This window comes from Micromonospora sp. NBC_01405, assembly GCF_045040155.1.
Taxonomy (GTDB): domain Bacteria; phylum Actinomycetota; class Actinomycetes; order Mycobacteriales; family Micromonosporaceae; genus Micromonospora.
In genome coordinates this window covers 2,138,108-2,161,307 of sequence record NZ_CP109532.1, presented here as the reverse complement: position 1 = coordinate 2,161,307, position 23,200 = coordinate 2,138,108, and the positions used below count along the sequence as shown (strand labels likewise).

Sequence of the window (23,200 nt, the reverse complement as noted above, 5' to 3'; positions counted from 1 at the left end):
CGGGCCCGGACCCGCCGGGGCGACCGGAGCCGGGCGGGTCCCGGGTCAGTCCGACGGGGCCGGCGCGGGACTGGCCGGGCCGGCGAGCCGGCGGCGCAGCGAGGTGGTGGCCAGCACGAGCGCCAGCACGACCAGCAGCACGGAGACCACGATCAGGACGACCGCGCTGCGTTGCACCGAGGTGAGACCGCCGGTCGGGTCCGGGCCCACGCCGGCCGCGGCCAGCACGCCCTGGGAGCCGCCCGGGGCGGGGGTGGCGATCGGGGTGGACATCGCGGCCGCCGCGGTGATCCGGAAGCTCATCTGGAGCTGCCGGGCCTGCCCGCTGCGCGGGTCGACCCGGCCGATCACGGCGCCCGCCAGCGGCGCTTCCCGCTGGGCCTCGGCGGTCGCGCTCACCGGGAGCCGGACGGTGACGGTGCCGCCGGCCGGCACCGTGCCGACGTCGCAGCGGGTACGGGCGGGGCTCAGCGCGACGCAGCCGGGGGGCGGGGTCGGCACGGTCACCCCGGTGGGCAGGACCACCTCGACCCGGCCGGCGGCATCGGCCTTGCCCGTGTTGCCCAGCCGGACGCCCAGCTCGCTGGCGGCCCCGCTGATGTCGAAGGCCACCCCGTCGGCGTCCAGGGAGATGCCCGGCACGGGCGGCCCCGGCGGGAAGAGCACCGCGAAGCCCTCGTTGTCCTCGGGCGAGCCGGCTACGCCGGGGGCGCTCGCGCTCACCCGGACCGCACCGCTGAGCGGCATCTGCCGCCAGGCGGCGCCGTCGACGCGCACCTTGACCAGGGCGCTGAACCGGTCGCCGGGCGCGGTCTGCCACCCGCCGCAGTGGTGCTCGCCGCCGCCGGCCTCGGCGCACCCGGGGGTGCCGGCGTCGGTCAGGCCCGCCGGGAGGGTGTACGAGAGCCGGATCAGCTCTGCCACCTCGCCGGTGTTGGTCACGGTGACCCGCAGGGCGGCCGTCGTGTTCTCCGCGTTCCAGTACGCCTCGGTCAGCGTGACGTCCTCGGTGCTGACCCGCACGCCCAGCCGGCTCGGCGCCGGTGCACCCGCGCCGGGGGCCGAGGGGTGGGGCGGCGGGGCGGAGGTCGCCGGCGGCGGGAGCGACGGAGCGGTGGTGGCCGGAGCGGTGGTGGCCGGCGGGTCGACGGGCCCGGCCGGCGTGGTGGCCGCAGGCTCGGTGGGCGTGGGTGCCGGGGCGGTGGTCTCCGACGGTGGCGGCACGGTCGGTGGTGCCTCGGTGGGCGCCGGGTCGGTCGCGGTGGGCTCGACCGGAGGCGTCTCGTCGCCGGGCTCGCCGGCCGGGTCCCCGGGCGGGTCGGCCTGCGCGACCGCCGCGCGGGCCATGGCGGGGGCGGCGGCGGCCCAGCCGGGCAGCGCCGCGACACCGAACGCGATGGACGCCGCGAGCAGTACAGCGACACGTCGATCGGCTACCCGCCGAACGGGGCGTACGTCCACGCGGGCCATCTCTCTTCCGGGACTACCAGGGCGAATTCATTATTCGGTAATACTTGCCGCAGGACACCAGTTCCCTCGGGAAACAGTTCCGTAACATGTCCGGTATGCGGCCAGGCGGGACACGGTAGGCTGACTCACCGTGACCGGCTACCTGGGCTCGTACGCGACGCTCGGGCTGTTGCTGCTCGCCGGCGTCCTCTTCTTCGTCACGGCGTTCTCCGCGAACCGGGTGTTACGCCCCGCCCGCCCCGCGGATCCCCCCGGCAAGCGGGCGGGCTACGAGTGCGGCCTCGACCCGGTGGGCGGCGACTGGGCGCAGATGCAGATCCGCTACTACGTCTACGCGTACCTGTACGTGCTGTTCGCGGTCGAGGCGGTCTTCCTCTTCCCCTGGGCGGTGGTCTTCGACCGGCCAGGCTTCGGCCTGGTCACCGCCGCCGAGATGGGCATCTTCGTGGCGGTGCTGGCGCTGGGCATCCTCTACGCCTGGCGTCGGAACATCCTCCGCTGGACCTGACCCGCCGGCCGCGCGTCGACCCGGGCGCCAGGCACCGGCGGGCGCTCAGGCCAGGCCGCGTCGGGTGGCGGTCGGCGGGCGGTCGCCCCGGATCGACGCCACCATGTCCAGCACCCGGCGGGTGGGCAGCACCTGGTGGGCGCGGAACACCCGGGCACCCAGCCAGGCCGACACCGCGGTCGCCGCGAGGGTGCCCTCCAGCCGCTCGGCGACCGGCAGGTCCAGCGTCTCGCCGATGAAGTCCTTGTTGGACAGGGCCACCAGCAGCGGCCAGCCCGTGCCGGACAGCTCGGCGAGCCGACGGGTGATTTCCAACGAGTGCCTGGTGTTCTTGCCGAAGTCGTGCGCCGGGTCGATGAGGACGCCGTCGGGGCGTACCCCTAGGGCGACCGCGCGTTCGGCGAGGCCGGTCACCGTCGCGACCACGTCGGCCACCACGTCGTCGAAGGCGGCCCGGTGCGGGCGGGTGCGTGGCGCGAGCCCCCCGGCGTGCGAGCAGACCAGCCCGGCGCCGGTCTCGGCGGCGACCCGGGCGAGCGCCGGGTCCGCGCCGGACCAGGTGTCGTTGAGCAGGTCGGCGCCGGCCGCGATCGCCTCCACCGCCACCTCGGCCCGCCAGGTGTCGATGGAGATCACCACGTCCGGGAAGGCGGCCCGGACCGCGGCGATGGTGCCCACCGTGCGCCGGATCTCCTCGATCACGTCCACCTCGTCGCCGGGGCCGGCTTTCACCCCGCCGATGTCGATGATCTCCGCCCCGTCGGTGACCGCCCGCTCCACGGCGCGCAGCGCGCTGTCCTGGGCAAAGGTGGCGCCCCGGTCGAAGAACGAGTCCGGGGTGCGGTTGACGATGGCCATCACCGCCAGCTCGCCCGGCGCGAACGTGCGACTTCCGAGCCGAAACGCCCCGGTCATGCTCGCCTCCCGATCTCGCCACGGCCGTGTGACCCGGCCCGCCCTGCGACGCTAGCCGGTCGGCCGGCGTCCGGTCCGCCCGGTACGACCGCACAGATCCGCACCGATCTGTGGGAGGACCGCCCGGCGGGGTCGCCCCCGGCCCGTCCGCATGCCACGATCTCCTACATGGGTCAGGTGCTGCTCCTGCTGGTCGTCGCGCTCACCGTCGCGGCGGTGGTCTTCGGGGTGACGGTGCTGGTCACCGGCCGAGATCCCGGACTGGCGCCGGTCGAGCCGGACGGGCGGGCGGTCCCGCTGCCCGCCAGCCGGCCGCTGCGCGAGTCCGACGTGGGCGACGTCCGTTTCGACACGGCGGCGCGGGGGTACCGGATGGCCCAGGTCGATCAGGCGCTGCGCCGGACGGCCTACGACATCGGGTACAAGTCCGAGCTGATCGGCGTGCTGGAGGCGGAGGTCACCGCGTTGCGCGAGGGACGGGCCGCGGACGCCGACGAGCTGCGCCGCGCCCGCGAGCAGGCCGCGGCCGCCGCCGAGGCGGCCGACGCCACCCCCGTCGGCGACCCCGGCGAGGTCGCGTCCGCCGACGCCGACGGGCCGGCGACGGCGGGTGCTGAGGCCGAGGGCCCGGCCGCGGTGTCCGCCGATGCCGACGAGCCGAACGTGGTTTTCACCGATGCCGACGAGCCGACCGCGGTGGGCCCCGCCGACGAGCCGGCAACGGTGCCCGCGCGGGCCATCGACGCCGACGCCCCGGAGGCGGACCCTTCCGGGGCCGGCGAGCCGGCGGACCCGGCCGGTGGGCGGGGGCAGGCGGCCCGGTCGGAGCCGGCGTGACCGGCGGGGCGGACGGCGACAGCCTGCGCGAGGCGGCCCAGCCCGGCGCGGGCGAGGTCACCGCGACGGTCATCGTCAACGCCCCGGCCGAGCGGGTGTTCGCCGCCCTCACCGCGTGGGAGCGGCAGTCGGACTGGATCCCGTTCACCACGGTCAAGGTGGTCGAGGGCGACGGTGGCGAGGGCAGCCTCGTGGAGGCGGTCACCGCGCTGGGCCCGGCGGTCCTGCGGGACGAGATGCGGGTGGTGCGGGTCGACGCGCCCTACGAGGTCGGCGTGGTGCACTGCGGTCGGCTGCTACGCGGCCCCGGGGTGCTGCGCTGCACCCAGATCGAGGGCGGCCGGACCCAGGTGGTCTGGCACGAGTGGTTCCACCTCCCTGCCGGCGCCGCCGGCCGGTTGGCCTGGCCGGTGCTCTGGCCCGGCTCCAAGGTCAGCCTCACCCAGGCGCTGAAGAAGTTCGGCCGGCTGGTCGAGCAGGGCCGCCTGCCCTGACGGCCGGCCCCCAGGGTGCCCGCCAGGTCGGTGACAACGCGGTTTCCCGGTGTCCGGACACCCCCGTTACGGCGGCACGGCGGCGGGCGGTCGGCGTCCCGGTCTAGCGTGTACGCCGTGACTGACCTGGTGATCGACGCGCACGGCCTGTCCCGTTGCGCGTGGGGGGCGAGCACCCCGGACTACGCCGCCTACCACGACGGGGAGTGGGGCCGACCGCTGCGCGGCGACGACGCGCTCTACGAGCGGATGACCCTGGAGGCGTTCCAGTCGGGGCTGTCCTGGCTCACCATCCTGCGCAAGCGCCCCGCCTTCCGGCTGGCCTTCGACGAGTTCCGCATCGAGGCGGTGGCGGGCTACGGGGAGGCGGACGTGACCCGGTTGCTGGCCGACGCGGGCATCGTCCGGAACCGGGCCAAGATCGAGGCGACGATCGCCAACGCCCGGGCCGCGCTGGACCTGCCCGACGGGCTCTCCGACCTGCTCTGGTCGTTCGCGCCGTCGCCCCGGGCCGCCCGGCCGGAGACGCTCACCCAGGTGCCGGCGCTGACCCCGGAGTCCACCGCGATGGCCAAGGCGCTCAAGAAGCGCGGGTTCCGGTTCGTCGGCCCCACCACGTCCTACGCGTTGATGCAGGCCACCGGGATGGTGGACGACCACCTGGCCGGCTGCCACGTCAGCGCGGCAGAGCCGGCGTGATGGGATGGTTTACATGACCGACACCGACCGCCGCGTGAGCGGCACGATCCACGTCCGGGGCGAGGGCGGGCCGGGTGACGGCGCCTGGGCCGTGCTCCTCCCACCTGGCCGGTACGACGCCGAGCGGCTCGTCCACCACGACACGCTGGAGCTGACCGGGCTCGACGCCGCCGGCGCGGCCTACCCGGCGGGTGCGGCCCCCGCCGGGCCCCGTCCCGGCGATCCGGTGGCGGTGCTGACCGAGGGGCCGCTGCGGCTGGTGGCGCTGGGTCGGGTCGCCCGGCCCACCGTCGAGCGCCGGGAGGACCCGGACGACCCCCAGTCCGATCCCGCCTCCGGCTCGCTCGTGGTCGCGTACACCCGAAGGGCCTTCGACGAGCCGGTGGCGGCCGAGGGGCTGACCCTCGACGGGCCGGTCACCGCGCTGCCCGCCGGCGCCTACCGGGAGCTGGCCGAACGGCTCGGGCCACCGCCGGAGCGCCGACGGTGGCTGGTCAGCCTCGACCTCCCGATCGAGGCGGAGACCCCGGCCGAGGCGGTCCGGTTGTTCTGGTCGTACGTGCGCGACCTGGGCCCGCAGGAGCTGCCCGCGTTCGTCTCGCCGTCCGGAAACGAGCTGGCCATGCAGGCGTTCGTGCTCGGTGCCGAGGCCAACCAGGACCCGGAGGAGGACGACTAGCCAGGGGCTCGCCGGGTAACGAGGGCTCGTGGCGGGCGGCACGACGCCCGGCCAGGGGAGGTGCGATGCGGTTCCAGGACAAGGTCGCGTTCATCACCGGTGGCGCCTCCGGGCTCGGTGAGGCCACCGCCCGGCGGTTCGCCGCCGAAGGGGCCAGGGTGGTGATCGCCGACATCAACGCCGCCGGCGGGCAACGGGTGGCCGGCGAGCTGCCGGACGCGCTCGCGGTCACCGTCGACACCGGTGAGGCGGCGTCGGTCGAGCAGGGCTTCGTGGCCGCCGTGCAGCGTTACGGCCGGATCGACGTGATCTTCAATAACGCCGGCATCGACGGCAGGCAGCAGCCGCTGCACGAGATGGACCTGGAGAACTGGGAGCGGGTCAGCCGGGTCAACGGCGACGGCGTCTTCCACGTCCTCAAGTACGGCATCGAGGCGATGCTGCACGGCGACGGGGGCGCGATCGTCAACACCTCCTCGACCACGGGGCTGGCCGCCCAGGAGAACATCTCCCCGTACACGTTCACCAAGGCCGGCATCATCGGGCTGACCCGCTCGGCCGCCGTCGAGTACGCGACCCGCGGCATCCGGGTCAACGCGGTCGCCCCGTCGGTGGTGATGACCCCGCTGGTGGAGCACTTCATCGCCAGCGCGCCGGACCCGGCGCAGATGCGCCGGCAGATGGAGTCGTTCAACCCGAAGCCGGGCATCCCCACCCCGGACGACGTGGCCGGGGTGGTGCTCTTCCTAGCCTCCGACGACGCGGCCTGGATCACCGGCCACACCGTCCCGATCGACGGCGGCTACGTGGCCCGCTGACCGGCTGCCCCACCGCCCGCCCGCAGCTGGGGCGGATCGCGTTCAGCGTCCCTCGAAGACCGGTTTCTGCTTGTTCACGAAGGCCGTGGTGGCGGCTCGGTGGTCGGCGGTGGCGCCGCAGATCGACTGGGCCTGCGCCTCGGCAGCCAGGGCGTCGGCGAGGGTGCCGGCGTCGGCGACGGAGAGCTGGCGCTTGATCGCCCCGTACGCGACGGTCGGGCCGGCGGCGAGCCGGGCGGCCAGTTCCTGCGCGGCGGGCAGCACCTGCTCGTCGTCGTCGACCAGCCGGGTCAGCAGGCCCAGCCGGTGCGCCTCCTCGGCGGACACCGGCTCGGCGAGCATCAGCAGCTCGACGGCCTTGGCGTGGCCGACGAGCCGGGGCAGCGTCCAGGACGCGCCGGTGTCGGCGGCGAGCCCCACCCCGGCGAAGGCCATCAGGAAGCGGGTCTTCGGACCGCCGACGCGGAAGTCGGCCAGGAGGGTCAGCGACGCGCCGGCCCCGGCGGCCATTCCCCGAACCGCGGCGACCACCGGCTTGGGCAGGCTGGCCAGCCTGGCCGCGATCGGGTTGTAGTGGGCCCGGACGGTGGCCAGCGGGTCCGCCCCGGCCGATTCGAGGACCTGCACGTGCTCGCGCAGGTCCTGGCCCGCGCTGAACGACCCGCCCGCCCCGGCCAGCACCACGGCCCGGCAGCTGCGGTCGGACTCGAGCCCGGCCAGGGCGTCCCGGAGCGCCTCCTTGAGCGCCACGTCGAGCGCGTTCATCGCCGTCGGGCGGTTCAGCGTCAGGGTGACGACGGAGTCGGTGCGGTCGACGAGCAGCGGCTCGGTCACGTTCTAACGACCCTTCTGTCGGGGGGTGCGGTTCGTGGCGTCGAGGCACTGCTCGACGTACCGGTCGGCGGCTGGCCGCAGCCGGGCGGCGTGCCGGTCGAAGAAACTGGCCGCGGCGGTGCCGGGCCAGCGCTCGGGCAGCAGCGCCGGGGGGAGCTGGGGGTCCCGGAACAGGAAGGTACGCCACGCGTGCACGAGCCGGAACCGTGCCGCGTACGCCTCCTCGTCGTCGCTGCGTGTGGTCACCATGGCCAGCAGCGGGCGCTGCTCGGCGACGAACTGCTCGTAGGCCCGCCCGATCTCGCTGAGGTCCCACGCCCGGCGGACCACCTCCACCGCGCCCCGGGTGCCGGCGGCGTGGGACGCGGTGAACCGCTCGTACCGCACGCCCGCGTCATCGAGCAACAGGTCGACGTCCTCCGCCGGCCGGGTGGCCACCCACGTCTGCTCGTCGAGGGTGCCGTAGCCGAGGAAGCTCAGGTTCGCGGCGAGCCGCTGCCGTTCCCGGCGGGAGGTGGGGGTCGACAGGACGAGGAGGTCGAACCGTCCGTCCCAGTTGACCCGGCCGGTCCGGTAGATCCGGGCAGCCGCCTCGTCGAGTCGTCGGGCGGCTTTCGGTGTGATCGAATATCCCGGCCCGGAGACCAGTCGGAGCGGGTCGAGCCAGCCCTGGCGGACCATCCGGCTCACCGCCGTCCGCACCGCCGGAGGCGCGATCCTGAGCGGCGCGAGCAGCTTGACCAGGGCGGCGACCGGCGCGCGGCCACCCCTGGGTCGGAGGTGGTCGCCGTACAGGTCGAAGAGTGCCGACCGTGCCTGCATGACCGCACATTGTGACAGGCCTTCTCAGGATATGCTAGATGCTGTTACATCAAAGCTGCTTCGGTTTGGGTCCGGCGGTGTTCATCAGGGAAAATCGTCATCGGTGCCGCCGTGCAAGTTGCGGCGGGCGATGGCGAAGAGGCTGTGGGGCAACCCACCGACCCTGGCGTAGGTCTGAGGGGAGACAACATGGCGGCGATGAAGCCGCGGACGGGCGACGGTCCGCTGGAAGTCACCAAGGAGGGCCGGGGCATCGTCATGCGGGTCCCGCTGGAGGGTGGTGGCCGGCTCGTCGTCGAGATGACTCCCGACGAGGCCAACGCGCTCGGTGACGCACTGAAGGCAGCTGCCGGCTGACCGAGGAGCGGTCCGGCCGACGGTCGTCGAGCGGACGGTTCGTACAACCCTGAGCCACCGGCCCCGCCGGTGGCTCAGGGCCTTCATCTTTGGTACGGGCACCGGGCCCGTTCTCCCGGTCGTTCTGGAGGTCGTTGCAGCGTGCTGGCCATCCGTCTGGTGAGCGGGCCCGAGCGGCCCGACTCCCTGGCCCTGCCCATCCGACCCGCGGCGGCTGCCGAGGGCGGGGACGCCCCAGCCACGCTGCCGGCCGGCCTGCCCGTGCCCGACGACGACGTGCTGGCCGAGGCAGCCGCCCTCGCACCCGCGGCCCGGGCCACGGGCCGGGCCGGTGAGGTGCACATGCACCTGCGCCCCGGACGCACCCCGGGCCGGCTGCTGCTGGCCGGGATCGGGGCCGGCGACGAGGCCGGATGGCGTGCGGCGGGGGCCGCCTTGGCCCGGACTGCGGGAGGTGAGACACATCTCACGGTCGGGCTGCCGGGCGACGCCCCGGCCGAGGCGGTGCGCGGCCTCGTCGAGGGGCTCCTGCTGGCGTCCTACCGGTTCCGGCTGACCGAGGCCGGCGAGCGCCCCGCCCTGACCGGCGTCGACGTGCTGGTGACTGACCCGTCCCGGTACGCCGGCGTGGTGACCACGGCCGAGGTCACCGCGCGAATGACCCACCTGGCCCGGGACCTGACCAACACCCCGTCCTCGGTGAAGAACCCGCAGTGGTTCGCCGAGCAGGTCGAGGCGGCGGTGGCCGGCCAGCCCGACCTGCACGTACGCGTGCGGCAGCCGGACGAACTGGCCGCCGAGGGCTTCGGCGGCATCCTCGCCGTCGGGGGCGGCTCGGCCAGCGGGCCCCGCCTCGTCGAGTTGGACTGGCGGCCGGCCGGGGCGCGTACCCATGTGGTGCTGGTCGGCAAGGGGATCACCTTCGACACCGGCGGCATCTCGATCAAGCCGGTGGCGGCGATGAAGCTGATGCGAAAGGACATGGCCGGGGCCGCCGCGGTGGTCGCCGCCACCCTGGGTGCGGCGGCGCTGGGGCTGCCGGTCCGGGTCACCACCCTGGTTCCGCTGGCGGAGAACGCGGTCAGCGGGTCGGCGTTCCGCCCCGGCGACGTCGTCACGCACTACGGCGGCGTCACCAGCGAGACCACCAACTCCGACGCCGAGGGCCGGCTGGTGCTCGCCGACGCGCTGGCGTACGCCGCCGCCGAGCTCAAGCCCGACCTGCTGCTCGACCTGGCTACCCTGACCGGCGCGAACGCGGTGGCGCTCGGCAAGCGCACCGGTGCCCTCTACTCCGACAACGACGAGCTGGCCGCCGACCTGCTGGCGGCGATCGACGCGGCCGGCGAGGCGGCCTGGCGGATGCCGCTGCCGGCCGACTACGTCGAGCACCTCGGCAGTGAGGTGGCCGACCTGTACAGCGCCCCCAACCAGGGCGCCGGCTCGGTGCTGGCCGCGCTCTATCTGCGCGAGTTCACCGGCGATCTGCGGGGTCGCTGGCTGCACATCGACATGTCCGCGCCGTCCTGGGCCGACGGCGACGCCGCCGAGCTGGCCCGGGGGGCCACCGGCTGGGGCGTCCGGGGCCTGCTGCGCTGGCTCGGCACCCTTGACTGACCGCCCCGCCGTCGCGCCCACCGGCCCGGCGTCCCCGATCGGCCCGGCGTCCCCGGCCGGCCCGGCGTCCCCGACCGGCCGGCTCATGCGCCGGCCGGCCCGGCGGCACCGCTGAGCGGTGCACCCGGCTGCGGATGGCGGGGCCGCCTACCGAACCGGGCGGTCCGTGCGGCTCAGCGGCCGGCGGGGGTGCCCGGGCGGTGGCCGCTCAGCACTTGACTGCGGCGAGCAGGCCGTGCCCGACGGGAAGCAGCGCCGGCGTCCAGTGTTCGGACTCCCGGATCGCCTTGATCGTCTCCCGGGTGGTCACCGTCTCCACGTCCCGGGCGGCCGGGTCGCCGATCCGACCACCGGCCAGGGTGCCGTGCAGCGCGAGCACCCCGCCGGGGCGCAGCAGCCGCAGCGCCGCGTCCACGCAGGAGCTGAAGCTGGTGGCCTCGGTGTCGACGAAGACCAGGTCGTACGCGCCGTCGGCGAGCCGAGGGAGGACGTCCAGCGCCCGGCCGGCGATGATCCGGGTGCGCCCGGCGGGGAAGCCCGCCTCGGCGAAGATCCGGCGGGCGATCCGCTGATGCTCCACCTCCACGTCGATCGTGGTGAGGACGCCGTCCACGCGCATGCCGCGCAGCAGCCACAGCCCACTGACCCCGGTGCCGGTGCCGATCTCCACCACCGCCCGGGCACTGCCGGCGGCGGCGAGCAGCCGCAGTGCCGCCCCCGCACCTGGGGTCACCGCGTCGAGGCCCACCTCGTGGGCGAGGCTGCGGGCGGTCCGCAACACGAGGTCCTCGGTGACGTACGACTCGGCGAACTGCAACGTCTGGAGCATCGAGCTGCCGGAACTGGCGGCCGTGGCGATAGGACACCTCCGTCAGGGGCGGGTTGGCGCTATGAGCCTAGAGGCGGGGCCGGACGGATGCAGCCGCGAGTCCGGTCTCGGACGATCATGTGGACGTGTCGGACGGGGGTTGCTGGCCGACGATCACCGACGGCAACCGCTGACTGCACGCGCGGCGTTCGTGTAATCCTGGATGCGGTATCCCCCGTCGTCGGGATCGGCCTCCCGTGCCGGTCCGAAGCGGGGGAGCCGGGGGACGACTGGGAGGCCTACGTGACCGACGGCTGGGACTGGCGCCAGCCCGGGGGAACTCCGACGCCGGCGGGCCCGCCGGGGAGCGGGGCGACGCCGGCGGGGTCCCCGAGGGCGTCCGACGGCCCTCCGGGCGGCCCGACGAGTTCGCCCTGGTGGTCCGACGCGCTCGCCGACCCGTGGCGGGACCCGTACGCCCCCGCGGCGGTGGTCGTGCCCGGCCCGGTCGGGGGCGCCGACGCCGAGCCGGAGCGGGTCACCGACCCGGACGCGCCCGGCCGGCCGGCTCTGCGCCAGTTGCTGCTGATCCCGCTGATCACCGCGCTGCTCGCCGGCACCCTCGGCGGGGCCCTCGGGTACGCCTTCGCGGTGCGCGGCGGCGTGGCCGGCGGGTCCGTGCTCGGCGCCGGTGCCGGTGCCGCCGACCCGCCCGCGCTCGCCCAGCGGCGGCCGGAGTCGCTGGCCGGGGTCGCCGAGAAGATCCTGCCCAGCGTGGTGACGGTCCGGGTGGCCGGCCTGGGCGGCACCAGCGAGGGCTCTGGCTTCATTGTCAGCACCGACGGACACGTGGTCACCAACGACCACGTCGTCGCCGGCGGCGCTGGCAAGGCGACGGTGGTCCTCAACGACGGCAGCACCGCCGCCGCCACCGTGGTCGGCCGGGACCCGGAGTCCGACATCGCGGTGATCAAGGTGTCCCGTACCGGCCTGCGGCCGGTGGAGTTCGGCGACTCCGACGCGCTCGCGGTCGGCGATCCGGTGCTGGCCGTCGGCTCGCCGCTGTCGCTGGCCAACACGGTGACCGCAGGCATCGTGAGTGCCGTGGACCGGACAATGCAGGCCGGCGAGCCCGGTGGCCCCACCCGCTACTACGCGGCCATCCAGACCGATGCCGCGGTCAACCACGGCAACTCCGGCGGCCCGCTGGTGGACGGGGCGGGGCGGGTGGTCGGGGTGAACTCGACGATCAAGTCGCTGGTGGCAGACGGCCAGGAGGCCGGCAACATCGGGCTCGCCTTCGCCATCCCGATCAACCAGGCGAAACGGGTCACCCAGGAAATCATCGGCACCGGCAAGGCCCGGCGCACGGTGATCGGCGCCCAGGTCGGCGGCACCGGCGCGGCCGGCGGCGGCGCGGGCGGCGTACGGCTGGCGGCGGTGGAACCGGCCGGCCCGGCGGCCGGGGCCGGGTTGCGGGCGGGGGACGTCATCCTGCGGCTCAACGGCCGCCCGATGGCCGACTCCACCGACCTGATCGCTCTGGTGCGGAAGTTCGCCCCGGGGTCGGTGGTGACCGTGGAGTATCGACGCGGGTCGAACCGGCAGAACGCGTCGGTGACCCTCGCCGCGGACGCCAAGTGAGACCCGTTACCCCCTCCCGGTCGGGCGTCCGACGTGCGTAGTCTTGGCTGACGCCGACGAGGAGGCCCAGCAGTGTTCGACAACCTGAACTGGTGGGAGATCGGTGCGCTGCTGCTCCTGGCGCTGCTGATCTTCGGTGACCGGCTGCCCGTCGTGATCAACGACGGGCTGCGGATGGTCCGCAACCTGCGCGCCATGGCCCGCAACGCGACCGGCGACCTCAGCCGCGAACTGGGCACCGACATCCAGCTTGAGGACCTGCACCCGAAGGCGTTCATCCGCAAGCACCTGCTCAGCGAGGAGGACGAGCAGGCGATCCGGAAGCCCCTCCAGGGCGTGTACGACAACCTGCGGGCCGACGTCACCGGCGTGCACGACGACCTCAAGGACGTGGCCGCCTCGGTGGACCTGCGGACGAAGACCCCTGGCGGTTCGGCCGCGGGTGGCCCCGCGACGGCCCCCGCCCCCCGCACGGCCAGCTACGACGACGCCACCTGACCGGGTCGCCCCGGGCTGGGAGCCGAACGGGGACGACGCGCTCCGGTACGGGGCACGCCGCCCCCGTTCGATACGACGGGTGGCCGGGTCAGCGGCCGGCGGGCTTGAGGCCGAGCGGCTTGCCGAGCAGGGACTCCCGCCGCACCGCCAGCCGGTCGGCGACCCCGTTCAGGGCCTTCGCCGCCGGCGACTCCGGCTCGGCCAGCACGATCGGGTTGCCGGCGTCGCCGGACTCCCGGACCCGGGTGTCCAGCGGGATCTGACCCAGCAGCGGCACCTGGGCGCCGATCGTCCGGGTCAGCGACTCGGCGACCACCTCGCCGCCGCCGGAGCCGAAGACCTCCATCCGGGTGCCGTCGGGCAGTTCCAGCCAGGACATGTTCTCGATCACGCCGACCACTCGCTGGTGGGTCTGCACCGCGATCGCGCCGGCCCTCTCGGCCACCTCGGCGGCGGCGGCCTGCGGGGTGGTCACCACGAGGATCTCCGCGTTCGGCAGGAGCTGGGCCAGCGAGATGGCCACGTCGCCGGTGCCCGGGGGCAGGTCCAGCAGGAGCACGTCCAGCTCGCCCCAGTAGACGTCGGCCAGGAACTGCTGCAACGCCCGGTGCAGCATCGGGCCGCGCCACACCACGGCGGCGTTGCCGGCGGTGAACATGCCGATCGAGATGACCTTCACGCCGTGCGACTGCGGCGGCATGATCATGTCCTCGACGCGGGTGGGACGGGCGTCCGTGCCGAGCATCCGGGGCACCGAGTGTCCGTAGATGTCGGCGTCCACCACGCCCACCGACAGGCCCCGGGCGGCCAGCGCGGCGGCCAGGTTGACCGTGACGCTGGACTTGCCCACGCCGCCCTTGCCGCTGGCCACCGCGTAGACGCGGGTGCGGGAGCCGGGCTGGGCGAACGGGATGACCGGCTCCGCGGCGGCACCGCCGCCGCGCAGCTTCGCCTGGAGACCCTGCCGCTGCTCGGGGCTCATCACCCCGAACTCGATCTCCACCCCGGTCACCCCGGGCACCGCGCCCACGGCGGCGGTGATGTCGGTACGCAGCTTGTCCTTCAGCGGGCAGCCGGCCACGGTGAGCAGCAGCTCGACCCGGACCACGCCGTCGTCGCCGACCTGGGCGGAGCGGACCATGCCGAGATCGGTGATGGGCCGGCGGATCTCCGGGTCGTCGACGGTGGCCAGGGCGGCCTGGATGGCGTCCTCGACGGTGCTGACGGGTGCTGACATGCCCGCAATGCTACGTCGGGGGCGATCCGTGCCGGCCGCCGGCGGGACCGGTGTGAGCGAATCGATGGCCCCGACGGCCACCGCTGCGGGCTCCCGGCCGGAGCGTTCCCGGTCCGGCCCGTCAGCGTTCCCGGTCCGGCCCATCAGGCTTCCCGGGGGCTGGGCCCTCCGGGCGGCCGTCCTGGGCAAAGTCGCCGTCCAGTTCGTCGATCGGCTCGTCGAGCGGCTCCCCGGCCCCAGGCGGCTCCCCGGCCTTGAGCGCCTCCCTGGCCTCACGCGTCTGCCTGGCCTCAGCCGTCTCGTCGGCCCCACGGGCCTCCCGGGAACCACGATGCTCCCCGCGACCACGTCGTTCTCCGCGAGCGCGGGGCTCCCCGGCCCTGTGGGGGGCCGGCTTGTCCTGCTGCCCGCGCTCCAGCCGTTGCCGGCGCTGGGTGGCCTCGTCCAGCTCCTCGGCCAGCCGGGCCAGCTCCGAGCGGAGGAAGTCCCGGGTCGCCACCTCGCCCAGCGCGATCCGCAGCGCGGCGACCTCCCGGGCCAGGTACTCCGTGTCCGCCTTCTGCATCGTCGCCCGGCGCCGGTCCTCCTCCATCCCCACCCGGTCCCGGTCCGTCTGCCGGTTCTGCGCGAGCAGGATCAGCGGCGCCGCGTACGAGGCCTGGAGGGAGAGCACCAGGGTCAGGAAGGTGAAGGTGTACGGGTCGAAACGCAGGCTCGCCGGGGCCAGCGTGTTCCAGACGAACCAGGCGGCGATCACCACCGTCATGTAGACGATGAAGTTGGCCGTGCCCATGCCCCGGGCGATCCCCTCGGACCAGCGGCCGAACGCCTCCGCGTCGAACCTGGGCAGCTTCACCCCCCGGGGCTCGCGCGGCTGGTCCAGCCGCTCGGCCCGACGCTGCTCACTCATCCGCGCCGTCCAGCACCACGGGCCCGCTCGGGGCGGACTCGGCGTCCCGGTCCCGCCAGTCGCGCGGCAACGAGTGGTCCAGCACGTCGTCGACCGTGACCGCACCGACCAGCCGGTTGTTCCGGTCCACCACCGGCATGGCGACCAGGTCGTACGTGGCCATCCGGCGGGTGATCTCCGGCAGCGGCGTGGCGGGGCGCAGCGGGTCGATGTCGTTGACCACCACCCCGCCGAGCAGGTCGGCCGGCGGCTCGCGGAGCAGCCGCTGGAAGTGCACCATGCCCAGGAAACGCCCGGTCGGGGTGGTCATCGGCGCGCGGGTCACGAAGACCTGGGCGGCCACCGCAGGGGAGAGGTGCTCCTCCCGGATCCGGGCGAGGGCCTCGGCGACCGTGGCGTCCGGGGGCAGGATCACCGGCTCCGAGGTCATCACGCTGCCGGCCGTACCGGAGGTGTACTTCAGCAGCTGGCGTACCGGGTCTGCCTCGTTCGGCTCCATCAGGTCGAGCAGCATGTCCTGCTCGGACGGGGGCAGCTCGTTGAGCAGGTCGGCGGCGTCGTCCGGGTCCATCTCCTCCAGCACGTCCGCGGCCCGCTCCCGGTCCAGCGCGGCGAGGATCTCCACCTGGTCGCGCTCGGGCAGCTCGCTGAGCACGTCGGCCAGCCGCTCGTCGTCCAGCGCCGCCGCCACCTCGTTTCGTCGGGCGTCGGGCAGGTCCTGGAGGGCGTTGGCCAGGTCGGCCGGTCGCATGTCCTCCAGTACGGCGAGCAGGTTCGCCGTACCCCGGTTCTCGCCGATGCCGCTCAGGCCGCGCACCCGGTCCCAGTCGACCTGCTGGAGGTGGCCACGGCGGGTGAGCCGGCCAGTGTGTTCGCGGACGGCCACCCGGCTCAGCGACCACTCGCCGCCCCGGCTGCACTCCATCGCCACGTCGACCACCGCGCCCGGCTGGCCGCCCGGGTCGATCTGCACCCGCCGGTCCAGCAGCTCCTGGAGCACCAGCAGCTCGTTGGGGCGCTTCTCGAACCGGCGCAGGTTGAGGGTGCCGGTGCCGAGCACCACCGCGTCGGCGTCGATGGAGGTGATCCGGTTGATGGACAGGAAGATCCGCCGGCGCATCGGCATCTCCGCCACCAGACCCACGACCTCGGGCGGGCGCTGGGTCGGCCGGATCCGGGCGACCGCGTCCCGCACCCGTCCTACCTGGTCACCGTTCGGGTCGAAGACGGCGACTCCGGCGAGTCGGGCGATGTAGACCCGGTTCGGCGTGCTCACGGGCACCAGCCTAAGCGCCTACTGTTTATCAACATGTCGACCTTGGCGTACGAGATCGTGGACGTCTTCACCGACCGCCCCTTCGCCGGCAACCCGCTGGCCGTGGTGTTCGGCGCCGAAGGGCTGGCCACCGAGCAGATGCAGGCGCTCGCGCTGGAGTTCAACCTGTCCGAGACGGTGTTCGTGCTGCCTCCCACGCAGGCCGGGGTCACCTACCGGGCGCGGATCTTCACCCCCACCGGCGAGCTGCCGTTCGCCGGGCACCCCAGCGTCGGCGCGGCGGTGACCGCGAGCCGGCGCGGGATGTTCGGCGTAGGGCAGGTCACCCAGGAGTGCGGGGCGGGGGCGCTGCCGATCGAGGTGACCGCGATCGGCGCGACGCTGACCGGCGGCATTCCCACCCTCGGCCCCGAGTTGGACCTGGAGCCGCTGCTGGAGATGACCGGCCTGACCGCCGACGACCACGCCGGCCCGGCCCCCCGGGTGGCCGGCTGCGGGCTGGAGTTCCCGTACCTGCCGGTGCGGCCGGACGCGGTGGCCCGCGCCCGGGTCAACACGGCGGCGGCGGAGCGGTACGGGATCGAGCATGTCAGCGTCTTCTCCTGGGAGGCCGACTCGCAAACCGCACACGCCCGGGTGTTCGTGCCCGGGCACGGCGTCTCGGAGGACCCGGCGACCGGGTCGGCCGCCCTCGGGCTCGGGGTGTGGCTGGTCGCCAGCGGCCTGCTGCCGGGCGACGGCCGTTCCTCCTACGCCGTCCGACAGGGCGCCGAGATCAACCGCCCGTCCTTCCTGGCCTGCACGGTCACGGCGGCCCACGGCGCCGCGGTCGGCGCCACGGTGACCGGCGACGTGGTGGCGGTGGCCCGGGGCGAGATCGCCGTCCCGCCCTTCGTCGGCTGAGTGGCGCGCCGGGTCGGCAAGGCGCGACCGTGATGGCGGTGCGGTCGCGCGGGCCCGAGGACATGCGGGAGGATGCCGGGGTGACGGACGAGGTGGATGAGCGGGTCGCGACGCCCCTGGTCGACGAGGCGGTGAAGAAGGCGGCTGTCGCCTGGGTGGGCGTCGCGGGCGAGCCGGCGCGGGCGCTGTGGTGCGTACCGTTCGAGGGGTCGCTCCTGGTGGTGAGCGGTCCCGGCGAGCAGGCGGCACCCGGCCTGGCAGAGGCGGCCGAGGCGCAGGTCACCCTGCGTGGCGACCACGGCGGGCGGATCGTGGCCTGGCCGGCCCGGGTGGCCCGGGTGACTCCCGACAGCGAGGAGTGGACGGCCCTGGCCCCGACGGTGGCCGCCAAGCGGCTCAACGCCCCCGGCCCCACGGCCGACCTGGTGCGGCGGTGGGCCGCCGAGGGCTGCGCCCTGGTTCGGCTGGTTCCGGCCGGCGACCCTGCAGCCGGCGACCGGCTCCCGGACTCCTCGCTCGCTGAGCCGCCCCGACCGGCCCCAGTGGTCCGGGTCACTCGCAGTCCCTTCCGCCTGCACCGGGTCCGCCGCCGCTGAGCCGTCCGCCCCGCGAGACTGGGGTCCCTCGCCGCAGCCCGGAGCGCGGAGCGCGGTCGAGAGTGCCGGCCGGGCGGCCCGTAGCCGTCAAGGCATGGCTGCGCCGGGGTGATGCCCAGCGCGCCCTATGGAGCTGCCCCGGTTGCGCTACCGGGTCGGCGGTAGCACGAACGGGGCAGCTCCATAGGGCGCAACCGAGGGCTGGCCGGACAGTCGGGGCACCCAGGATCGGCGGCCAGGGTGGCAAGGTGGCGACGGCGGTTAGGTGGCGAGGGCGGCGAGGTGGCGAGGGCGGACAGGGCAGCGAGGGCAGCGAGGGCCGTAGGGAGGGCAAAGGCGACCAGGACAACGAGGGAAGGCCAGGGCGCGTACGCCCGGTCGGCCCGCTGCCGGAGCCCGTTCGGTCCGGAGCCGGGCGGCCGACCGCGTGGCGGGTCAGGCCGGCACGGCGGCCGGGTCCACCAGGTCGATGACCTCGGTCAGCGAGCGGAGCACGGGCCCGGTCCAGTCCGGCTCGGCGTCGAACACCATGTGCTCGGCCAGGTCCGGGGCAGCCAGCCGCACCGCCGTCAGGCCCGCCTGCTTCGCGCCGGTGAGCTCCCGGCTGCCCCCGTCGCCGACGTACAGGCAGTCGGTCGGCGGCAGCCCCAGCAGCCGGCACGCGGCCAGGTAGAGCGCCGGGTCGGGCTTGCAGCGACCGAGTTCCACCGAGAAGACCCGCACGTCGAGCAGCGGGTCGACGGCCAACTGGGGCAGGAAAGCCGGCAGTTCGTGGGTGCAGTCGCTGACCAGCCCGGTGCCCAGGCCGCGCTGGCGCAGCGCCGCCAGCACGGGCACCGCCTCGTCGCGCAGCCGGGTGTCGGCCCGGACCGCCCGGTGCCGGGACCGGACCGCCGCGCGCAGCGCGCTCTCCGGCGGGTTCACCCCGGCCTGGTCGCAGACCCAGCGCAGGGTCGCCCGGGCGTCGCCGAACCGCCCGCTGGCGCGCTCGTAATAGCTGCGGTCGAGCACGGCGGCGAGCGCCTCGACCGGGCAACCGAGCAGTTCGGCGGTGGACCGGTGGGCCGTGCCGCGCTGCACGGAACGGGTGAGTGTGCCAAAGAAGTCGAACAGCACCGCATGAAAGACGGGCATGGGGAGGTGCCTCCGGGCGTCGAGGGGAGGGTCGCCGACGGAATTCCATGATCGTAACGGAGCGCTGACGTTCTGTGGTGTCCCGTGCCGTGTGAGGATTGCTTTCCGTGTCCGTATCCCCGCAGCACCGCCCGCCGGTCGACGCGCCGACCGTCGGTGTCGTCGCCCTGGCCGTCGTCGCGGTCTCCTCGTCCGGGCCGCTGGTCGCCTTCGCGGCCGCGCCGGCCCTGGCGATCGCCTTCTGGCGGAACCTGCTCTCGGTCGGCGTGCTCGGCCCGTTCGCGCTGGCCCGGCGGCGGGCCGAGTTCCGGGCGCTGACCGTCGGCGTGGGCCGGCGCGAGGGCTGGTACTGCGTGCTCTCCGGGGTCGCGCTGGCCGCCCACTTCGCCACCTGGATGCCGAGCGTCCGACTCACCTCGGTGGCCGCGGCCACCGCCCTGGTCGCCACCCAACCGGTCTGGCAGGGGCTGATCGCCCGTGGCCAGGGGCGCCGGCTGCCGGCGGCGGTCTGGGCCGGCATCGGGGTGTCGGTCGGCGGCGCGGCGCTCGCCTCGGGGGCCGACCTCGGCGTCTCCGGCCCGGCGTTCGCCGGCGACCTGCTCGCGCTGGCCGGCGGCATGTTCGCCGCGGTCTACACCGCCCTCGGGGAGCGGGCCCGCAGGGCGGTCAGCACCACCACGTACACCACCGTCTGCTACGGGGTGTGCGCGCTGGTCCTGCTGACGGTGGGCCGCCCTGATCGCCTGGGCCTGGCTCGGCCAGCTCCCCCGGGCCACCGCGCTGCCCGGGCTCGCGCTACTGCTGGTGGGCGTCGTCGTGGTGGTGCTCGGCGGGGCGCGTGCCGGCCGCCGGGTCGTCCCCACTCCGCTGCCGGCCGACGCGGCCCCGCTCACCGAGCGTCCGCCGGCCTGACTCCGCGTACTTTCCGGGGCGAGTGTCGCGATTCCGCCCGCCCCGGCGCACCTCTTCGGCGACAGTGCGAGGGGAGAGGGGCGGTGGGATGGGCGAAGGCGGTGGGGAGGGGACTGTCGTCACCCCGGCGGCGGAGTTCCCGGCGCTGGGGCCGGAGGAACTGGGGTCGCTGCGGCGGATCGGGGAACGGTGGCAGGTGACCCGGCGGGACCGGCCGGGGCCGGTGGGTGAACTGCCGGTGGACCCGACCCTCGGGCGGTACCGCCGCCGGCCCGCCCCGAGGCGGTTCGGCCGGCTGGCGCCGATCGAGATGTTCCAGGCCGGGGAGCCCGACGAGCTGGTCGCCACCGAGCCGGCGAACCTGCCCGGCTCCCGTCTCGGTCGCGGCCTCGGCCGGCTCCGCCGGGTGCTGCTCGGCCCGCCGCTGAGCAGCGCGGCCGTGCTGTACGAGCGGATGCGCAAGCTGGTCGCCCTGCCGGTGCTCTCCTCCGACCTGCTCAGCTCGGTGGCGTACGGGCCGGAGGCCATGCTGACCGTGCTGGTGCTGGCCGGTGGCGCCGCGCTCGGGTTGTCGTTGCCGCTGGGCGCGTTGCTGGTGCTGCTGATGGTCGCGGTCGGAATCTCCTACCGGCAGACCATTCCGGCCTACCCGCACGGTGCCGGCTCGTACATCGTGGCCGGCGACAACCTGGGTGCCGGTGCCGGGCTCACCGCGGCGGCCGGGCTGATGATCGATTACGTGCTGACGGTGTCGGTGTCGGTGGCCGCCGGCATCCACGCCGTCACCTCGGCCCTGCCCGGGCTCACCGGGCTCACCGTCCCGCTCGGCGTGCTGGTGATCGCGATGCTGCTCGCCGGCAACCTCCGGGGCGTGCGTACCGCCGGGAACATCTTCGTGCTCCCCACGTACGCCTTCATCGCCGCGCTGCTGGCGGTGCTCGGCGCCGGCTTCCTCCGGGCGGGCGGCCGGGGGTTCGCGGCGCTGCCGCCGCCGGACGTGCCGGCGGCCGAGGGGCTGGGCCTGCTGCTGGTGCTGCGGGCGTTCGCCTCCGGGGCGGTGTCGATGACCGGCATCGAGGCGGTGTCCAACGCGGTTCCGGCGTTCCGTCCGCCGGAGTGGCGCAACGCCCGCACCACCCTGAGCTGGATGGTCGCCATGCTGGTGGCCCTGTTCGCCGGCATCGTCGTGCTGATCCACCTGAACGGCCTGGCACCCAGGCCGGGTCAGACGCTGCTGTCCCAGCTCGCCCGGAGCAGCTTCCCCACCGGCCCCTGGTACGCGCTGGTGCAGGCAGCCACCGCGCTGATTCTGCTGCTGGCCGCCAACACCGCCTTCAACGACTTCCCCCGGCTGCTGTTCTTCATGGCCCGGGCCGGGCACGCCCCGCGCCGGTTCCTGCACATGGGGGACAGGCTGGCGTTCGGCAGCGGCCTCGTCGCCCTCTCCGTCACGGCGGCGCTCGTCTTCGTCGTCTTCGGGGGGCACACCGAGGCGCTGATCCCGCTCTACGCGGTCGGGGTGTTCCTGGCGTTCACCCTCTCCCAGACCGGGATGGTGGTGCACTGGCGTCGCCGCCGGGGGCGGCGCTGGCAGCGTCGGCTGGCGGTCAACGCGGTCGGCGCGACGCTGTCCGGGTTGGTCCTGCTGACCGCCGCGGTCGCCAAGTTCGCCGAGGGCGCCTGGGTGGTGGTCGTCGCCGTGCCGCTGCTGGTGCTGCTCTTCCACCGGGTGCAGCGGCACTACCGGCGGTTGGACCGGGCGCTGGCGCTGCGCCCGCCCGGCACTTTCCCGGCGTCCCCCGGGTCGCCCCTGCCTGCCGAGGGGCAGGAGGTGCCACAGCAGATCCGGCACCTGGTGGTGGTGCCGGTGGCCCGGCTCAACCGGGCCTCGCTGCGCGCCCTCGCGTACGCGGCGTCGCTCGGGCAGCCGACCCTGGCGGTGCACCTCGCCCCGAACGAGGAGGAGGCAGACCGGTTCCGTGGACAGTGGGAGGCGTGGGGGGACCACCTGCGGCTGGAGACGATCGTGTCGCCGTACCGGGCGGTGATCGGGCCGCTGGCCCACTACCTGGAGGCGCTGCACGCCTCCAGGGCCGATCTGGTGCTCACCGTGATCGTGCCTGAGGTGGTGCTGCGCCACCCCTGGCACCGGCCGTTGCACAGTCAGGCGGAGCGGCGGCTGCGCCGGGCGCTGCGGGAGCTGGCCGGGGTGGTGGTGACCAGCGTCCCGGTGCACCTGCCCGGGTGAGACGGGCGCGACCGGTGCCGCGTGGCGGTTGGCGGGCTACCCGGCGTCGACGCCGACCGCCTCCGCGCTGGCCGTCCAGAGGCGGGCGGCGAGCCGCGGGTCGGCGGCCTTGCGCAGCGGTCGGCGGGGCCGCCGGTCGGCGTAGTAGCCGCCGGACGTCAGCCTGGCCGGCTCCTGGTCGGCGAGCCAGACCAGCGTCTCGGCGCCCTTCTCCGGGCTGCGGAACGGCAGGACCCGCATGCCCAGGGCCACCAGCCGGCTGTCCGCGCCGAACCGGGTCCGCACCACACCCGGGTGGAAGCAGTACGCGGGGATCTCCGGCCAGCGGCGGGCCGCCTCGGCGGTGAACAGGATGTTCGCCTGCTTGCTGGTGCCGTACGCGCGCATCGGCCGGTAGCCGCGCAGCGTGGCGTTGAGGTCGTCCGGGTCCAGTACGCCGCTGCGGTGCGCCCCGGAGGCGGTGACCACCAGCCTGCCGACCCGATCCCGTAGCAGGGTGCTGAGCAGGAACGGGGCCAGGTGGTTGGCCTGCATCGACAGCTCGAACCCGTCGATCGTGGTGACCGGGCGCAGCACGATCGCCCCGGCGTTGTTGGCCAGCACGTCGATCCGGTCGTACGCGGCTCGCAGCCGTTCCGCCAGCCCTCGCACGTCGTCGAGGACCGCGAAGTCGGCCCGGAACAGTTCGGGCCGCTCGCCGCTGGCGTCCCGCACGCGGTCGCCGGCCGCCTGGAGGCGGGCCGGGTCCCGGCCGACCAGCGCCACCCGGTCACCGCGGCGCGCCAGGTCCACGGCGGCGGCCAGTCCGATGCCGGAGCTGGCTCCGGTCACCACCACGATCCGACGCCCAGTGAGATCTTCCACAGGTCCATTCACCCCGGTCACGGCACGAGGCTACCGTGGCGTCACAAACACCTTTGCGATCGTTAAGTCCGCCGGCGCGGCGGGCCCCGTCAGCCCGTCGGCCGGTCCGCCGACGCGGGA

At 74.8% G+C, this 23,200-nt stretch carries 22 protein-coding genes and 2 pseudogenes; 14 read left to right on the top strand and 10 right to left on the bottom strand.

The features are described 5' to 3' along the window. Positions 1-45 precede the first annotated feature (45 nt). Positions 46-1,470 carry a hypothetical protein gene (locus tag OG559_RS08520; RefSeq protein WP_405114057.1) on the bottom strand — a complete coding sequence of 475 codons (1,425 nt, stop codon included), beginning with the start codon at positions 1,468-1,470 and terminating at the stop codon, positions 46-48. 130 nt (positions 1,471-1,600) lie between these two features. On the opposite strand from OG559_RS08520, the gene ndhC reads away from it, so the two are divergent. Continuing rightward, the gene (ndhC, locus tag OG559_RS08515) at positions 1,601-1,978 is read left to right on the top strand and encodes an NADH-quinone oxidoreductase subunit A (protein ID WP_405114055.1); all 378 of its coding nucleotides are present in this window, start codon (positions 1,601-1,603) and stop codon (positions 1,976-1,978) included. 45 nt (positions 1,979-2,023) lie between these two features. Here ndhC and folP read toward each other — a convergent pair whose 3' ends face one another. Then, positions 2,024-2,893, bottom strand: coding sequence for a dihydropteroate synthase (gene folP, locus OG559_RS08510; protein WP_405114053.1), 870 nt, complete (start codon positions 2,891-2,893; stop codon positions 2,024-2,026). 168 nt (positions 2,894-3,061) lie between these two features. Between folP and OG559_RS08505 the strand changes: the two genes are divergently transcribed. From OG559_RS08505 to OG559_RS08485, 5 genes are all read left to right on the top strand, one after another. Next, a complete protein-coding gene (locus OG559_RS08505; RefSeq protein ID WP_405114051.1) occupies positions 3,062-3,730 on the top strand; it encodes a DivIVA domain-containing protein in 669 nt (222 codons plus the stop codon). Further along, the gene (locus tag OG559_RS08500; protein ID WP_405114050.1) at positions 3,727-4,224 is read left to right on the top strand and encodes an SRPBCC family protein; all 498 of its coding nucleotides are present in this window, start codon (positions 3,727-3,729) and stop codon (positions 4,222-4,224) included. The genes OG559_RS08505 and OG559_RS08500 overlap by 4 nt, the downstream gene beginning before the upstream one ends. Positions 4,225-4,341: 117 nt before the next feature. Then, the gene (locus OG559_RS08495; protein ID WP_405114048.1) at positions 4,342-4,923 is read left to right on the top strand and encodes a DNA-3-methyladenine glycosylase I; all 582 of its coding nucleotides are present in this window, start codon (positions 4,342-4,344) and stop codon (positions 4,921-4,923) included. A 13-nt stretch (positions 4,924-4,936) separates the two neighbouring features. After that, a complete protein-coding gene (locus tag OG559_RS08490) occupies positions 4,937-5,602 on the top strand; it encodes a hypothetical protein (RefSeq protein ID WP_405114046.1) in 666 nt (221 codons plus the stop codon). 65 nt (positions 5,603-5,667) lie between these two features. Then, positions 5,668-6,420, top strand: a complete 753-nt coding sequence (locus tag OG559_RS08485) for an SDR family NAD(P)-dependent oxidoreductase (protein ID WP_405114044.1) — start codon at positions 5,668-5,670, stop codon at positions 6,418-6,420. 42 nt (positions 6,421-6,462) lie between these two features. On the opposite strand, the gene OG559_RS08480 is transcribed toward OG559_RS08485, so the two are convergent. Together OG559_RS08480 and OG559_RS08475 are read right to left on the bottom strand one after the other, a co-directional pair. Continuing rightward, a complete protein-coding gene (locus OG559_RS08480; protein WP_405114042.1) occupies positions 6,463-7,254 on the bottom strand; it encodes an enoyl-CoA hydratase/isomerase family protein in 792 nt (263 codons plus the stop codon). Between the two features lie 3 nt (positions 7,255-7,257). Then, the gene (locus tag OG559_RS08475; protein WP_396669201.1) at positions 7,258-8,076 is read right to left on the bottom strand and encodes a PaaX family transcriptional regulator C-terminal domain-containing protein; all 819 of its coding nucleotides are present in this window, start codon (positions 8,074-8,076) and stop codon (positions 7,258-7,260) included. A gap of 189 nt (positions 8,077-8,265) precedes the next feature. On the opposite strand from OG559_RS08475, the gene OG559_RS08470 reads away from it, so the two are divergent. Together OG559_RS08470 and OG559_RS08465 are read left to right on the top strand one after the other, a co-directional pair. After that, a complete protein-coding gene (locus tag OG559_RS08470) occupies positions 8,266-8,433 on the top strand; it encodes a DUF3117 domain-containing protein (RefSeq protein ID WP_007455245.1) in 168 nt (55 codons plus the stop codon). Positions 8,434-8,574: 141 nt separating this feature from the next. Then, positions 8,575-10,050 carry a leucyl aminopeptidase family protein gene (locus OG559_RS08465; protein ID WP_405114040.1) on the top strand — a complete coding sequence of 492 codons (1,476 nt, stop codon included), beginning with the start codon at positions 8,575-8,577 and terminating at the stop codon, positions 10,048-10,050. Positions 10,051-10,258: 208 nt separating this feature from the next. Here OG559_RS08465 and OG559_RS08460 read toward each other — a convergent pair whose 3' ends face one another. Further along, entirely contained in the window at positions 10,259-10,879 is a 621-nt protein-coding gene (locus OG559_RS08460; protein WP_405114038.1) for an O-methyltransferase, read from the bottom strand. Positions 10,880-11,161: 282 nt separating this feature from the next. Here OG559_RS08460 and OG559_RS08455 point away from each other — a divergent pair, with 282 nt between their 5' ends. Both OG559_RS08455 and OG559_RS08450 read left to right on the top strand, forming a co-directional pair. Further along, entirely contained in the window at positions 11,162-12,502 is a 1,341-nt protein-coding gene (locus tag OG559_RS08455) for a trypsin-like peptidase domain-containing protein (protein WP_405114036.1), read from the top strand. Positions 12,503-12,574: 72 nt separating this feature from the next. Continuing rightward, on the top strand, positions 12,575-13,000 hold the full coding sequence (locus tag OG559_RS08450; RefSeq protein ID WP_396669205.1) for a preprotein translocase subunit TatB: 426 nt from the start codon (positions 12,575-12,577) through the stop codon (positions 12,998-13,000). 88 nt (positions 13,001-13,088) lie between these two features. Here OG559_RS08450 and OG559_RS08445 read toward each other — a convergent pair whose 3' ends face one another. The 3 genes and pseudogenes from OG559_RS08445 to OG559_RS08435 form a co-directional block, all read right to left on the bottom strand. After that, positions 13,089-14,237, bottom strand: a complete 1,149-nt coding sequence (locus OG559_RS08445; RefSeq protein WP_405114033.1) for an Mrp/NBP35 family ATP-binding protein — start codon at positions 14,235-14,237, stop codon at positions 13,089-13,091. A gap of 414 nt (positions 14,238-14,651) precedes the next feature. Continuing rightward, positions 14,652-15,147 (bottom strand): annotated as a pseudogene (locus OG559_RS08440) (DUF1003 domain-containing protein); the annotation flags it as partial. Continuing rightward, entirely contained in the window at positions 15,140-16,423 is a 1,284-nt protein-coding gene (locus OG559_RS08435) for a magnesium transporter MgtE N-terminal domain-containing protein (RefSeq protein ID WP_405114031.1), read from the bottom strand. The pseudogene OG559_RS08440 and the gene OG559_RS08435, both read right to left, overlap by 8 nt. Positions 16,424-16,456: 33 nt before the next feature. On the opposite strand from OG559_RS08435, the gene OG559_RS08430 reads away from it, so the two are divergent. Further along, positions 16,457-17,326, top strand: coding sequence for a PhzF family phenazine biosynthesis protein (locus tag OG559_RS08430; protein WP_405114029.1), 870 nt, complete (start codon positions 16,457-16,459; stop codon positions 17,324-17,326). Positions 17,327-17,388: 62 nt separating this feature from the next. Next, positions 17,389-17,922 (top strand): hypothetical protein, encoded by a 534-nt coding sequence (locus OG559_RS08425; protein WP_405116493.1) that lies wholly within the window; start codon positions 17,389-17,391, stop codon positions 17,920-17,922. A gap of 435 nt (positions 17,923-18,357) precedes the next feature. Here OG559_RS08425 and OG559_RS08420 read toward each other — a convergent pair whose 3' ends face one another. Further along, positions 18,358-19,056, bottom strand: a complete 699-nt coding sequence (locus tag OG559_RS08420) for an HAD family hydrolase (protein WP_405114027.1) — start codon at positions 19,054-19,056, stop codon at positions 18,358-18,360. Positions 19,057-19,154: 98 nt separating this feature from the next. Here OG559_RS08420 and OG559_RS08415 point away from each other — a divergent pair. Next, positions 19,155-19,968 (top strand): annotated as a pseudogene (locus OG559_RS08415) (DMT family transporter). Between the two features lie 88 nt (positions 19,969-20,056). Further along, positions 20,057-22,216 (top strand): APC family permease, encoded by a 2,160-nt coding sequence (locus tag OG559_RS08410; protein ID WP_405114026.1) that lies wholly within the window; start codon positions 20,057-20,059, stop codon positions 22,214-22,216. A gap of 36 nt (positions 22,217-22,252) precedes the next feature. Here the strand turns inward: OG559_RS08410 and OG559_RS08405 are convergent, their stop codons facing one another. Next, positions 22,253-23,080: an SDR family NAD(P)-dependent oxidoreductase gene (locus tag OG559_RS08405; RefSeq protein WP_405114024.1), complete on the bottom strand. Its 828-nt coding sequence runs from the start codon at positions 23,078-23,080 to the stop codon at positions 22,253-22,255. Between the last annotated feature and the right edge of the window lie 120 nt (positions 23,081-23,200).